This is a genomic window from Nodularia spumigena CCY9414, from assembly GCF_000340565.2.
Lineage (GTDB): Bacteria > Cyanobacteriota > Cyanobacteriia > Cyanobacteriales > Nostocaceae > Nodularia > Nodularia spumigena.
Map to the genome: position 1 here is coordinate 4,945,059 of NZ_CP007203.1, position 14,081 is coordinate 4,959,139.

At 39.8% G+C, this 14,081-nt stretch carries 16 protein-coding genes; 5 read left to right on the forward strand and 11 right to left on the reverse strand.

Features of this window, described 5'->3' with window-relative positions; translation table 11 throughout:
* Window positions 1-26: 26 nt before the first annotated feature.
* Window positions 27-605 carry a Uma2 family endonuclease gene (locus NSP_RS21580; protein ID WP_006197870.1) on the forward strand — a complete coding sequence of 193 codons (579 nt, stop codon included), beginning with the start codon at window positions 27-29 and terminating at the stop codon, window positions 603-605.
* An 8-nt stretch (window positions 606-613) separates the two neighbouring features.
* Here the strand turns inward: NSP_RS21580 and NSP_RS21585 are convergent, their stop codons facing one another.
* The 4 genes from NSP_RS21585 to NSP_RS21600 form a co-directional block, all read right to left on the reverse strand.
* On the reverse strand, window positions 614-874 hold the full coding sequence (locus NSP_RS21585) for a protochlorophyllide oxidoreductase (RefSeq protein ID WP_231859506.1): 261 nt from the start codon (window positions 872-874) through the stop codon (window positions 614-616).
* 31 nt (window positions 875-905) lie between these two features.
* On the reverse strand, window positions 906-1,472 hold the full coding sequence (locus NSP_RS21590; protein ID WP_006197872.1) for a hypothetical protein: 567 nt from the start codon (window positions 1,470-1,472) through the stop codon (window positions 906-908).
* A gap of 238 nt (window positions 1,473-1,710) precedes the next feature.
* Window positions 1,711-2,673 carry a protochlorophyllide reductase gene (locus NSP_RS21595; RefSeq protein ID WP_006197873.1) on the reverse strand — a complete coding sequence of 321 codons (963 nt, stop codon included), beginning with the start codon at window positions 2,671-2,673 and terminating at the stop codon, window positions 1,711-1,713.
* 232 nt (window positions 2,674-2,905) lie between these two features.
* Complete coding sequence (locus NSP_RS21600) at window positions 2,906-3,415, reverse strand: pentapeptide repeat-containing protein (RefSeq protein WP_017804413.1); 510 nt, start codon at window positions 3,413-3,415, stop codon at window positions 2,906-2,908.
* Window positions 3,416-3,429: 14 nt separating this feature from the next.
* Between NSP_RS21600 and NSP_RS21605 the strand changes: the two genes are divergently transcribed.
* A complete protein-coding gene (locus tag NSP_RS21605) occupies window positions 3,430-3,915 on the forward strand; it encodes a YraN family protein (protein ID WP_006197875.1) in 486 nt (161 codons plus the stop codon).
* A 12-nt stretch (window positions 3,916-3,927) separates the two neighbouring features.
* Here NSP_RS21605 and NSP_RS21610 read toward each other — a convergent pair whose 3' ends face one another.
* Together NSP_RS21610 and trxA are read right to left on the reverse strand one after the other, a co-directional pair.
* The gene (locus NSP_RS21610; RefSeq protein WP_006197876.1) at window positions 3,928-4,317 is read right to left on the reverse strand and encodes a hypothetical protein; all 390 of its coding nucleotides are present in this window, start codon (window positions 4,315-4,317) and stop codon (window positions 3,928-3,930) included.
* 616 nt (window positions 4,318-4,933) lie between these two features.
* Window positions 4,934-5,251, reverse strand: coding sequence for a thioredoxin (gene trxA / locus NSP_RS21615; RefSeq protein ID WP_006197877.1), 318 nt, complete (start codon window positions 5,249-5,251; stop codon window positions 4,934-4,936).
* 197 nt (window positions 5,252-5,448) lie between these two features.
* On the opposite strand from trxA, the gene fabG reads away from it, so the two are divergent.
* On the forward strand, window positions 5,449-6,195 hold the full coding sequence (gene fabG / locus NSP_RS21620; protein WP_006197878.1) for a 3-oxoacyl-[acyl-carrier-protein] reductase: 747 nt from the start codon (window positions 5,449-5,451) through the stop codon (window positions 6,193-6,195).
* An 862-nt stretch (window positions 6,196-7,057) separates the two neighbouring features.
* Here the strand turns inward: fabG and NSP_RS21625 are convergent.
* Window positions 7,058-7,690 carry a type I restriction enzyme HsdR N-terminal domain-containing protein gene (locus NSP_RS21625; RefSeq protein ID WP_006197880.1) on the reverse strand — a complete coding sequence of 211 codons (633 nt, stop codon included), beginning with the start codon at window positions 7,688-7,690 and terminating at the stop codon, window positions 7,058-7,060.
* Window positions 7,691-8,069: 379 nt separating this feature from the next.
* Here NSP_RS21625 and NSP_RS24585 point away from each other — a divergent pair, with 379 nt between their 5' ends.
* Together NSP_RS24585 and NSP_RS21635 are read left to right on the forward strand one after the other, a co-directional pair.
* Window positions 8,070-8,258, forward strand: a complete 189-nt coding sequence (locus tag NSP_RS24585) for a hypothetical protein (protein WP_006199328.1) — start codon at window positions 8,070-8,072, stop codon at window positions 8,256-8,258.
* A gap of 141 nt (window positions 8,259-8,399) precedes the next feature.
* Window positions 8,400-8,810, forward strand: a complete 411-nt coding sequence (locus NSP_RS21635) for a hypothetical protein (RefSeq protein ID WP_006199329.1) — start codon at window positions 8,400-8,402, stop codon at window positions 8,808-8,810.
* An 11-nt stretch (window positions 8,811-8,821) separates the two neighbouring features.
* On the opposite strand, the gene NSP_RS21640 is transcribed toward NSP_RS21635, so the two are convergent.
* From NSP_RS21640 to NSP_RS21655, 4 genes are all read right to left on the reverse strand, one after another.
* Window positions 8,822-10,873, reverse strand: coding sequence for an ABC transporter ATP-binding protein/permease (locus tag NSP_RS21640; protein ID WP_017804415.1), 2,052 nt, complete (start codon window positions 10,871-10,873; stop codon window positions 8,822-8,824).
* 196 nt (window positions 10,874-11,069) lie between these two features.
* Complete coding sequence (gene proC, locus NSP_RS21645; protein WP_006198649.1) at window positions 11,070-11,885, reverse strand: pyrroline-5-carboxylate reductase; 816 nt, start codon at window positions 11,883-11,885, stop codon at window positions 11,070-11,072.
* A 122-nt stretch (window positions 11,886-12,007) separates the two neighbouring features.
* Window positions 12,008-13,111: a zinc-binding dehydrogenase gene (locus tag NSP_RS21650; RefSeq protein ID WP_006198650.1), complete on the reverse strand. Its 1,104-nt coding sequence runs from the start codon at window positions 13,109-13,111 to the stop codon at window positions 12,008-12,010.
* Window positions 13,112-13,241: 130 nt separating this feature from the next.
* Window positions 13,242-14,036, reverse strand: a complete 795-nt coding sequence (locus NSP_RS21655) for a 2OG-Fe(II)-dependent halogenase WelO5 family protein (RefSeq protein WP_006198651.1) — start codon at window positions 14,034-14,036, stop codon at window positions 13,242-13,244.
* Between the last annotated feature and the right edge of the window lie 45 nt (window positions 14,037-14,081).

The following is a 14,081-nucleotide window of genomic DNA, read 5'->3' on the forward strand; positions in this document are numbered from 1 at the left end:
AAATAACCCTGTATGCCTTAGCTGTTATGAGCCTAACTAATGCTAAACGCTTCACCATAGATGAATATCACCGGATGGCAGAACTCGGCTTCTTTGCGGAGGATGACCGAGTTGAACTAATTGATGGAGAAATAGTCCAGATGGTTGCTAAAGGTACACCGCACTCTGTTTGTGAAACACTTTTATTTAGGGAGTTAATCAAGCTTGTAGCAGACAGTGCTTTAGTACGAGGTCAACAACCAATTATCATCTCCGAACACAGTGAACCTGAACCAGATTTAGCCATTGTGCGTAATGTTGATGATAATTATCTTTCTGCTCATCCTCAGCCATCTGATGTATTGCTGGTAATTGAGGTTGCTGATTCCTCTTTAAAATATGACCAAGAGATAAAATTACCGCTTTATGCAAAAGCAGGTATTAATAATTATTGGATATTTAATTTAGTAGATAATTATCTAGAGTGTTATAGTGAACCTTATCAAGGTTTACAAGAAAAATTTGGTTATCGCCGCAAGTTAATTTTCTTGCCTAACGAAACAGTTAATTTACCCGTTTTTCCTGATTTAGTTTTGGATTTATCCCAGGTATTTCCCAGAAGATAGATCAGGAATTAAGAGGAGAACTGCAAGTACAGTTGTCTCCAAGATAAGGGTTTTTTCAACCACTTACCACGACCTCTTGTGCAAGGCTCTAACATCTCATAGTTAAACGTCTGTTCGTTGTCAGATAATGTATTTACTACTGTTGCTTTATCTGTTGAAGCATGGTTGCTGCTCGTTAAATCTTCAACTTCAGGGAGTAAATGTGACACTCCAAATAGTTGTCCTAAAGGAGATGTTTTCATAAAAGCTTGCCTTTCGGCGTGAGTCATAACAACTTTTGAACCTGCTTTGATTTCACTGCTAGTCAAATAGTTGTGGTACTCCCCATTCGCGTTCTTGTCGCTGACAGAAGACTGCTGCTGCTTTTCGTGAGAATCTGAAACCATATAAATCTTCTCCAGGAGCGCTCGGTGCAACCCCAACATATTCCATCTCAACCTTATCTCTGTAGTATGCCACAGCTTTTTCTACGGCTGACAGGATTACTAGCGGATCGTCTGGTTCTGTTTGACAAGATTTCAATCCAACTTTTATTGCATACCAGATTAACCATTTACCGATTGGTTCTATAAACCTTTCAGCGACCTCACCTCGACTTGTCGGATGGGCTTCTATATGTTCAATTTCTAGGTACTTGGGAAATCCAGGGTAAGGATAAAGACCATATCGCACTAATCCCCATACTTCACCTTCATAAACCAGTTTGATGATATTTTGACACTCAAAACTAGTATTTTGCCATAGGCTTAACCAATCAAAATCCCAATCAGTGGGCATATCTTCTATTGTAGCGAAGGAAAGAAAAGCTGTTTCCTCAACCGTCGATTCAATTTGAACTTTTACCTGATAAGAACCAATAGTAGTCAATTAAATTCCATAACCTTTAAGAAGCAAGGCTTAAACTACACAGATTATAAGTGACTACTTAGTAAAATCACAATTTACGGATAAATTTACTCATTAATTTAAAATGGGGAATCCCTGTAAACAACAAAAAAACACCGATAAAAAATTCCAAATTCCAAATTAAATTATCGGTGTTAATCGGTGTAGCCTACGGCAAGCCACTATGTGTCTATATCTGTGGTTCAACTTAGCAAAAGTATTAAGCCAATCCCACCAACTTAGCGCTTAACTCCCACATCCGTTCAGCCTTATCATCATCACTGGCTTCATTAGAAACCTCTTGTAGAAACGACTTACCATTTTTCTTTTGTCGATTTCCCCAACTCCAATAAGCACCAGATTGATTATATTGAGGATCGCTGACAACTTCCGCCACGCGATCGCCTGATTCTTCCTCAGTCACAAAACCCCCAGTAATATACCTTTGGAAAAGAGGGAAAATCTTCTGAAACAAAGGATAATGATTTCTAAACAAAGCCGTTGTTGCCACACAACCAGGATAAAGAGAGCTAAAAGTGATACCGTGTGACTCATGATAGCGCCGATGTAGCTCCCTCATAGTCAACACATTACACACCTTACTATCCTTATAAGCCTTCACAGGTTCAAACTTCTTACCATCTATCATAGCGATCGGTTCTTTAAAACCTGCCGCAAAACCCTGCAAATCGCCCAAATCTGGACGTGGTGGAATCTTCCCGCCCAACTCCTTGGGATTGTGCGTCACAGTTCCCAAAATCACCAACCTCGGCTCAGAAGAAGGTGAATTTTTCAAATCTTCCAAAAGCAGGTTACACAGCAGGAAATGACCAAGGTGATTTGTCGCCACACTCAACTCATATCCTTCAGGGCTTCGCAATGGTTCCTTGATTAAAGGCATATAAATAGCCGCATTGCACACCAAAGCATCCAAGGACTTACCACTGGCTCTAAAATCCTTCACAAATTGCCGCACACTCTCCAAAGAGCCTAAGTCAATATGCATGACTGTGTAGCTATCCGGCTCCATCCCCAGAGATTTAGCAGCATTTTCCGCCTTCGATAAATTCCGACAGGCCATCACAACATACCACCCCTTTTGGGAAAGCGCTCTCGCGGCTTGCAAACCCACCCCAGAGGAAGCGCCCGTGATTACGACTGTTGACTTCTGATCTTGTGCCATTTTCTTAAAATTGCATGAATCGTCTTGTGACATATTTGATGCTCTAATGATCTCATATCACAGAGCCATCAAGTTTTAACTTTTGAAAATCCCATGATCAGCATAGAGAGAATCTTTCCCTAGGGACAAAATAACGTATCCCTGGTATTTCGCCCAGTCGGTGTAGGGTGGGTTAGGCGCACGAGATCATAGATGAAGATGTCCAATTTTGCGCCGTAACCCACCATCTAAACTACGGACAAAATAACGTATCCCTGGTATTTCGCCCAGTCACAGGATTAGTACCCTTAGCCAGTTGACACAATTTTTTTTCCTCATCCTGACGCAGCAGAATATCAGTAAAATCGGCTCCATCAATAATTGCACCATCAAACCGAGCGTTAGAAGCAAACGCACCTTCTAAAATCGCGTTTGTCAAATTAGCTTTAATCAGTCGCGCTGAATCTAAAGTAGCGAAAGACAAATCAGCACTTTCTAAATTTGCCGATTCTAAATTTGCGGCAAAAAAGCTGACACCGCGCAAATTAGCATGGTTAAAGTCACTTTGGCGGAGATTAGCTTTAGTAAAACTAGAGTCTGTTAAATCACGTCCAGAAAAATCAGCCTCTACCAAAATCTCCTTATTATATTCCAGGGCTAAAGCTGTGGGCGTATAGCCGACAATTGTTGTGATGCCAACTACTACCCAAAGCAATACACTGAGTATACTGGCTCCAATTCGATTATTTAATCTAGTATTCATCATATTTTTAACCAATGGCGAACCCTCCTCCCTCTCATTATCCCGATATTGGTGAATTAGGAGAAGACCTCGTAGCACAATGGTTACATTCTACAGGCTGGGAGATTTTGCATCGTCGCTTTTTCAGTCGTTGGGGAGAAATCGACATTATCGCCCAGCTTCGGGAAAAAAATCTCTGTGTTCACCAATTACCCCAAGTAGCATTTGTGGAAGTGAAAACCCGTAGTCAAAGAAATTGGGATCTAGGGGGTAAATGTGCCATCACACGACAAAAGCAAGCAAAAATTGAGCGGACGGCGACAATATTTTTAGCTGAATATCCTGAAAAAGCTGATTACCCATGTCGCTTTGATGTTGCTATTGTCTACTGTCAGCGAATATCAAAACAGCGTCCTGGGCTGACATTGACTCCAGAACCTTTAGCTAGCTTATCAGCAGATGGATACCAATTTTATCTGCAAGAATATCTACCAGCAGCTTTTGACTCTGTTGATGGCTGATCATGTCAGAGATTACGCCAGTGTTTCTGGACAGTAACCCAGTCCTCGCACGAATTGTTGGCGGAATGCTTCAATTTCTTCTCTCTCTGGATTACCATGAGAAACGATCGCAACTTGGTAGCGACGCATTACGTCTACAGGGCTTTGTCCTGCTTCCAAACTCCAAAGAGCCATTTGCACCCGCATCGGTGGCGCATAACTAATTCCTAATTCATTCAGAAAAGCCCGAAAGTCCCCATCCTCTTGGGGCGAAAGTTGTTCTGTGAATTTTATCCTCACAACCCAGCCATCAATTTGATGAATCACGGTGACGAAAGAAACGGGCATCTGAGGTCTGGCGTGCAGATGTTGTACAATTCTCAGAGTTAAACTGGCATTTGCCAGGTAATACAAATATTCCATAGTTGCTGCTTGGGATTAAAGCCCATCCTACATTTCTATTTTCCTAAATAGATCGCTGTTCCCGGTAGGGTAAAAGCCCCCGTTTTTATATGGGGAGATTTACCCAATTTTCATAATGATTAATGCTTCTCTGTTATGCAAATTTACATTTAAGTTGCGTATACACGATACATGACAGTAAGAAAAAACACACCTTTACCAGGATGAATTACAGAAATCATAGAGTATTCAGAGCAAAGGCTCAAATACACCCAGCCAGAATCCCGGTATTTTCAACCGAGATGCTCATTTCTCGCCCATAATTTCAGAATGTTATAGTAATCCGCTTTGATTTTTGATAGCTTGCGTGGCGTAGCCATACTTACTTGCGTAGGTGGTCCGTGGTCCGTGGGAAACAGCTTTTTGAGTTGTAAGCGCAAAGCGCAGGCTACGCCAACAGAAATCAAATAGGAGTCCTATATAATACTTTAACTATAAAGTCACTAGCACAGAACAAATGTAACCAATCTATCTTTTACTTTAAAGTGATAAATTATTCCTAAGATGAAATTCCTAAAAATTAATATTTTTTCATATCTAGAGACGCAAAATTTCGCGTCTCTATGCTTAATATTCCTTAAAGGAAATTTTTGAGATGTTGCACCAATTGTTCTGCTTGCATAACTCCCTCAATTTTCTCTACTGGCTGACCCTGTTTAAATAGTACCAATGTCGGTAAAGCATTAATTTGGTACTGACTTGCTAGGGCGGAATACTTTTCTGTGTCAATTTTGACAATCCGCACACTATTTTGTAATTGGGCGTTAACTTGCTCTAAAATTGGCACTATCATCTGACAAGGACCACACCAATCAGCATAAAAATCTACCAACACAGGGACATCAGAACCTGATAACATCTCTTCAAAACTGTTGAATTGTTTTTTTGTAGCCATGTGACACACACCAAATTTTTATTGATTGCTTTCAATGGTAATGCGTAGCTCAGAGAATCGCTGTAACATCATTTTGTTTTTATTGTTGCTCAATTTCCGACTCTTCCCCAAGGTAGATGTCTAAAATCGTGAGATTATAGGCACAAATCACCATAAGATAATTAGCGCGGTTATTTAAAAAGCAACAGGATTAATTTATGAAACTTTTACAGGGGCAAGTTGCAATTATTACAGGTGCTTCACGGGGAATTGGCCGGGCGATCGCTCTTGAATTAGCAACCCAAGGAGCGACTATAATAGTTAATTATGCTAATTATAGCGGTGCTGCTGAGAGTGTAGTTGCAGACATTATTGCAGATGGAGGACAGGCGATCGCATTACAAGCAGACGTATCCCAAGCCCAGCAAGTAGATACACTAATTAGCACCGTCATGGAAAAATTCAAGCGCATTGATATCTTAGTCAATAACGCCGGAATTACCCGCGACACCCTCCTATTACGCATGAAACCAGAAGATTGGCAAGCCGTAATAGACCTTAATTTAACAGGTGTATTCTTATGTACAAGAGCAGTCAGTAAAATCATGCTCAAACAACGTTCAGGAAGAATTATAAATATTGCCTCCGTCGCCGGACAAATGGGAAATCCAGGTCAAGCCAACTACAGCGCCGCCAAAGCCGGAGTCATCGGCTTTACAAAAACCGTCGCCAAAGAACTAGCCTCGCGTGGAATCACAGTCAACGCCGTCGCCCCTGGTTTCATCGCTACAGACATGACCAGCAGTCTCAGCAACACCGAAGATATATTAAAATATATCCCCCTCGGTCGCTACGGTCAACCAGAAGAAATAGCCGGCATGGTGCGCTTCCTAGCCGCCGATCCTGCTGCTGCTTATATCACCGGACAAGTCTTTAACGTTGATGGTGGCATGGTCATGGCATAATCAGTTAACAGTTATCAAAATTTTGCTGTGACATTTAAGAATTTAGCCCACGCAGGTGGGCTGTGTTTGTGTAGCCGCGTTCGTCCTTGGCGTTGCGGTAGCAATATTCCATTCGCCGGGGCTTGATATCTAACTCTTGATCTCCCCTCTCCTTCACAAGGCTACGGTGTACACACAAGTGATCTGATCCCCCTAAATCCCCCTTAAAAAGGGGGACTTTGATTCTAGTTCCCCCCTTATAAAGGGGGGTTAGGGGGGATCGAAACGCTGTTAGGCAACTTGATAAGACTTGTGTGTACACGATAGCCTTCACAAGGAGAGGGGGTGGGGGTGAGGTTTCCATATTTGATTCCTCTCCTTCACAAGGAGAGGGGGTGGGGGTGAGGTTTCCATATTTGATTTGCTGTCAAAATACGCAAAATATTTAAAGTATTCAGTTATGCTGTCTCGAAAAAGGAGAAGATATCAATATTAGGACTTACGCACAAGCAACGGAGAAAGGAACCACGTTGGCGCTAGCCTCTCCCTTTGGGAGAAGGAACGAAGGACACGAAGGGAAGAGGATTTCAGAGAGTTTTTGCGTAAGTCCTAAATATTAAGTTTCATGATTTAAAAGCAGGAATACCAGATAATCCCATTATGGATGCTTCCATAAATTTATATGAAGAAGATGTCAGGTTAGATTTGGAATCAGAAACTATGTCATAGTTTTTATACAGTTAATTGTGATATTTGCAAAACACGGTCATTCCAATTACCAAGTTCTTGATTTACCTGATTTATAGCTTCTTTGTCGTTCCAGATTTGCTCCCATTTAAACAACCAACAGGTCAAAAACCGTCCTAAATTGTCCAGAATATTCCTATGTCGCGCTGAACGCGATCGCCTCCATTCCCAAACGCTTCAATACCTGTAATACACTATAAAGCTCATTATCAGGATTTACCAAAGAAAACAGCCGCGAATTAGCATATTCATGTTTCAATACCTTTAAAAATAAAAACTCATTACCATTGGTAATCATACCAAAGGTTGGTAGCACAGTTTCCTCATTACCCAACATATAAGCCAAAGCTTGAGGAATTGCGCGTGTCACCGCAAAATCACTCCGTTTTGATTCAATTACCAACAACCAAAGCCGATTTTTTAACACCAAAACATCAATCCGCCCCCGAATAATCGTTCCTTCATCCTCCATTTCTAAAGCCAAACTCGTTTCTGTTTCAATCCTAAATGGCTTATGATAAAAACCAGCTAAATCTAACAAGGGCGCAAGTACCACCATCTTCACCGTATTTTCTAGCATTGGGGGATCATCCATCAATTCTAAAAAATTAGCCTTCACCCGATCTAATAAATGTTGCTCTTCTTTGTTCAAAGCCTCAAGCCCATCCAACCACTCAGGAAAAAAAGTAGCATCTTGAACGATTTGAATGCCAAAATTTTGCTTTAATTCCCCTAGCGTCACATCCTTGGCCGCAATAGACCGAACCATTTTGATATTTCTCCTGACGAAATTTTAGGCTCAACTGTACAGAAAAAGCTATTAAGCCTGAAACCTTTGCTCCCGTATTTCTCACGAATAATGTAATCGCAATTTGTATAACCCGGATAGAGAATCGGTTTCAGGCATTTTTTACGGGGTTGACTTTTGATGTAGTGTGAAACTCCATAATCCAGATTTTATAAGGGTTTGAGAATGTTGGTGAGAAATCAGGGTGATCTAACTAAATTTTAGTTTAAAGTTCAATTCTTGTTTGAGCTTGGCAATTGCTTGAAAAATACCTGGTGGTTCAGGGTCTAGACGAAGATGGACATCAACTGTGGAGTTGCGCCATCCAATTAGTAGGGCGCTAGCTCCACCTGTAAAGTAGATGCAGCCTGAACCCTGGGCTTCTCTACCTAAGACTTGCATTACATTAACATTATGGTCGCGGATATTTACTAATAAAACTGAAGAAAATCCTTGGACACCAACTTGTTTAGTTGTGTCTCATCGTCCTTCTGTGTTGCGTCGCGCTGACCAAATTATTCTGATGAAAGCAGGTCGAGTGGAAGCGTAAGGAAAGGTGGCTTATAGCAGCTTCGCTACTTTCGCCTCAATATCCTTGGATAGATTTTGTCTAAAAAATTCTGAATATCATAAATGGAAGGGATGAAACCCTAATTATACAAAAAATCTTTTTTATTACATTGCATCTTCTATGAATAAATATTGTTGTGAGCAAGCTAGAGATGAACTTTGGTTAATGATGGGAGCAGGAGCAACAGCAGGACTCACTGGAGGAATTTCTCCTCTTGGTGCGATCGCCTTTCAAACCAGTTTAGCTAGTGTACAGGGTGTTGTAGTCACTCGCATTGCTCAAATTTATGATGTGAATTTGATACCTGCTAGTGGTGCTGGAGCAATGGCCGCAGCAATTATAGGCGTAGGTGGTGGACAATTTCTGTTTAATATGGGCAGTATTATAGCAGGGTTGATTCCTGGTATTGGCTCAGTGGTTCAACCAGCAATGGGAGCGGCCGCAGTTAAAGCATTGGGTGAAGTTGCTATTACCTATTTTGAAAATAAGTATCCTCACAAAATCTACAACCCAAAAACAAAAACATTGTAGTTTGTCTCACCCTAAACTTTCACCCATTTCAAAACATTGGGGTCTTTATTATAGCTGTAGGTAGAACCATCTTGAGTTGTAACAGTTTGACCTTTACTAGCTTTAGTTCTCACAGTCCCCAGTGAATAATCTGTTAATTTCTGCATTTGTTGATGAGAAAGTCCGGTAATAAAACTTACTTGGTTTGCTAGGTTGGCTATTTCTTGTATTGCTGTTTCTGGTGAATTAGGAGATTGATTATTGGCAAAATTATCTATTGTAATTTCAGCTTTCTCAGCCACACTGATGACAGATGATTTTAATTTCTGACGTTGATAATCCTGCACAGTCAAAAGTTGCCAACTAGAATCTTGAGAAAGTTCTAAAACCCATTGATGATAATCAAATAAGCTTTCTCGATGTCCGACACTGATAAATGTTGTTTTTGCTTCTCGTAATTGTTGATATAAATTACCTTCATTCTTTAAATCTAAAGCACTGGTAGCTTCATCTAAAATCGTGAAACCAGGTTGAGTAACTAACAATCTGGCAAATGCTAGACGTTGTTGTTCTCCTAAAGATAATATATTTTCCCAGGGAACTTCAGTATCAAAACCATTTACTCGACTCAATAAACTATCCAGATTAACTTGTTTTAAAACTTCTGTGAGTGCGCGATCGCTAACTATTCGTTCTGTATGTGGATAAAGCAACTGTTCCCGCAAAGTTCCTAAAATAATGTAAGGACGTTGAGGTAAAAATAACACTTCTTCTAAAGGAGGCCGGACTAAACGACCTGTTCCTGCATTCCACAAACCAGCGATCGCCCTCAATAAAGAACTTTTACCTCTACCACTCGGACCAACAATTAATAAACCTTCTCCTGGTTTTACAGAAAGTGATAAATCTTCAACAATTACCCTTTCATAATTGGGAGTTTGTAAAGTTACATTCTCAAAGCTGATATGATTATCTTCTACTGTTGTGATGGTATTAACATTTTCTGATTGTTTAGCTACTGCTTCTACCGCAGAGGAAAACTCAGCCAGCCTTTCAATATAACTAGAAAACTGTCCCGAAATGCCAAATTCATTGATTAATTCTGATAGAGAAAGAGAAAACAGATAAGCTGTTAAAGAAGCTTGGCTAATTTCTCCAAATCCCAAGTCACCCCTCATATATAAAGGACCAAGGATTAAAAAGGGAAAAATTTCGATTACGCCCTGGTATCCTCGATTAAAAATATCTATATTTCTTTCCCACTTAATCTTCCGTTGATAAATTTGGATGAAATGATTAAATCTTTTCCCAATAATATTTGATTCTTGTTTCTCTCCTCTAAAAAAAGCTATTGATTCAGAATGATTACGAACATGAGTTAGAGCATAACTATAATCACCCTTGGATTGTATTTCTTCCTGATTAATTTTATTTAACTCTCCTGTCAAGTAAGTGCTGATTACATTCCCGACAATTGTGTAAACAAACAAAATAATCGCCACTTTCTGAGAGATAGTCCACAGGATGATTAAAAATGCTATAAGCTCCAGTATTTTTTCCAGAAAAGTAGCGGAAAAAGTTAAAGCATTTCTCGTAATCGGTTCAATTTCTTGAGCTATACGTTGGTCTGGATTATCAATATCAGCTTGAAAATTGATTTTATAATATGCTTGATTGCCTAAATATTTTGATAATGTGTGATTATTTAGCCATTGATACCAATCAAGGGCAATTTGTTTTCTGAGTAATTTAGAAACACCTACCAAAAGTGTTACGAATACAAGAGCTACACTATAAACCAATATAGCTTTAAAAAAATTACTAACATTCTGTTCGACAATGATAACATCTACTAAATAGCGATTGAGGAAATTAGTAAATACATTGAGACTTACCAGCGCAATTATTAATAATAATAAGAGAATGAGCATTCCCCAGGAACGCATCACATCTGAAAATGCTCTTCCCCCTGACTTACTTGGATACCAGTAAGGTTCAGTGATCGCTTTGACATTTTCCCAAAATTGAGTCAAAGCTGAAAAAGGATTTGTCGAGGGTTGAGATTGAATAACTTCGGTTTGCATATTGGAGCAATAAATTAAGTTTCTGAGAATTGAATTTAATACTTATCAAAATAACCACTGAGCATAACTAAGTAGGTTAACTCATATTAAGTAGGTTGGCGTTAAAAATTGTCGTTATGACAAGGGAACAGGGAACAGGAAGAGAGTTTTGGGCGATTTTACTTTTCTTCACAGACCTTTAAATTTTTCTGTTCACCTACTTACTTAATTGTTGAGTCCGGCTTAAAGCAGTCAGCACCGCATTAGAAACAACAGTTCGTAAACCCCCTTTCTCTAACTCGTAAAGGCCAGCAGATGTTACGCCTCCAGGACTTGTAACCTTGTTGCGTAATACTGCTGGATGTTCATGGGTTTGCAACATCAGTTCGACACTGCCAGCAATTGTATACAATACCAGTTCTTGGGCTTGTGTGCGAGTTAAACCTATTTGAACACCAGCATCAATCATTGCTTCGATGTACAGAAACACAAATCCAGTGCCGGCGCTACTTAACGCCGTTGCCATATCCAGGTAATGTTCACTTTGAGTAACAAATTCCTTACCTAGTGGCTGTAGAACAACTTGAGTAAGCGATCGCTGTTTTTCTGTTACATTCTCTGATGCGCTCCATACGGTAGTTCCATGACCAACTTCTACTGGAAGATTAGGCATTGTACGAACAATAGCAGCATGATTTAACCCTTGGCACAAAGATGGAATACTTGCTCCAGCGACAATACTGATTACTAAAGCCTCTGGTGAAATTTTATCTTTAAGTGTAGTCATCACAGAAGCTAAAACTTGAGGCTTCACCGCTAATATGACAATGGCTGCGCCTTGTACCGCTTCTAAATTGGAGCTTGTAGTACGTACTCCATATTTCTTGTTTAAATCAAGACATCGTGCAGCAACTGGTTCACCAACTATAATTAGCTCTGAGTTGTCAACGGTTTTTGTTGCTAATAATCTACTAATGATAATTTCGCCCATCGTGCCACCACCGATAAAGGCAATTTGTAAATCTGTGAGCATATATTTTCTTTATTATCTAAATTATTTATCTGCCGTTATCCGCGTTTATTTGCGTGTATCCGCGTTCAATTATTATCTTCATCTTATTCTATGTAGCTTCATATTAATTTGGTATAACCCCATCAAGAATTAGGCTGAATCACAGCTTTCAGTACATAACCATGCTCTACATCTGCCAGTGCTTGATTAATTTCTTTTAGTGTGTAGGCACGACTAATCAGATTTTCCCAAGCAATATTTTTTCTAGAATCACTATGTCTTTTTAGTAATTCAATCATGCGATAAAAATGGCTAAAATCAATTCCCCAAGTCCCGCGAATATCAATATGTTTTAAATTAATTTCTAGGTGTGGATTGATGAGAATTTCACCTGTATTAGTGTAATGTCCAACAATCACATAACGGCCTCCATTTCTTGTCATCGCCAAACCCTCTTTAACAGCAATCGGTACACCTGTCGCTTCAATGGTCACATCAGCACCATGTCCATTGGTTAATTCCAAAACCCGCTCAATATGTTGTCGAGGATTATCAGTTTCAATTATTAGGGTTTCATCTACTCCAAAGGATTGTGCAACTTTTAAGCGACTCTCAAATTTATCAATAACAATCACTTTACCAGCGCCTGATAGTAAAGCGAGAATTGCCGCACTCAACCCCACAGGACCAGAACCTTGAACTACGACATTATCACCAATTTGAATTTGCGCTCTGTCTATAGCGTGTATTGCAGTGGGTAAAGCACAACCTCCAGCAATGAATTGTTTTGGTGAAACTTCTGCGGGTAAAGTGATTACCTTAACTCCTGGTTTCAGGTAAATCAATTGTGACCAACCACCTAGTAAACCGTCTTTGGCTGAGTAGGTGACACCATAAACCTTACGTTGTGGACAGCGCGTAGATGATTTAGCTACTAAACAATACCAGCAGTTGTAACAGGTTTCATGGACATCGAGAAAAGTAGCGATCGCTCCAGGGCGAATTAATTTACCATTAACATCACGAACCTGTCCTCCTGTTTCCACCACACGACCTACAGAAAAGTGTCCAGGGATAATGGGATAAGGTACTCCTTCTAACCGCCCATGCAGTAAATGTACATCAGTACCACAGACTTCAGAATATAGGGTTTCAATTACGATTCCACCCGTTTCCAAAATCGGTTCTGGTAGTTGTTGCACCTCTACTGGTTGGTTAGGTGCGCTCATCACAGCTGCTAAAGGCATCAATTATTTCCTCACTGTAAGTAGTCGTGCAAAATAAATTTTATAGTTAAGAAAGGGAACAGGGAATAAATCAAGTCAAAAGTCAAAATTAAAGAACTTCTACCTTTTGCCTCCTGCCTCCTGCCTCCTATCAAGACCACAAAATAATTTCACCGTTGGGAAGTAAACCAATTGCAGAGGTGAAAGTTATACGCTGTCCATCCATTGGCTCAACAGTGTGAAAATTGCGTGTATTGAAAATGAACACATCCCCCACATAAGGCTGGAAAGTAATCATATCTGCATCTGCAATGACTGTATCACTATAGCCGTAGGAATCAAGTTTATATTCGTCATTGCCTGGTTGCCATTGGCGATCGTAAATACGGGTTTTACCGTGATTATTGGGGGAAAATCTCAAGTATAAATTCCAAGAAAGTTGATAAATTACTGTACCAACTTCCCATTCAGATTGTTCTGAGGGAGCATAATCAATATGCAGTTGAGTACCCTGCTCTATTTTTCTAATCAATCCCGCATAATAACTACCATATAATGGTTCTGAAGCAATCCGCACATTAGCACCTGTACAATCACGGATTTTCTCCATTAACCGTTCTAAGGGATTAAAAGAGGCTGCCATGATGGAGTCTCTTAATTTTATTGTGCGTTCTACTGCTTGAAAATAAGCTGCCTTACTAATGCGGTTATATTCAAATACGGTGATGCCAATTCGCTCAATTTTGGGATACACATTTTGATAAGAATCAAAATTAAACAATTGAGCCTGAGCCACTAAACTATCACACTCTTGCTCTGTAGCAAAATCTTTGATGCGAATTAAAGGAATGCGGTTTTCCCATAGCATCTTTAATGATTCTTTCGTTAGGGAATATTCTTGTTTACTTTCCCAAACTTTGCTTTTAATCTGGTTGTCAGTAATCATGGCTTAGTTCCTAATGTTTCAAAAAATGTGATTTTTATTGCAAAT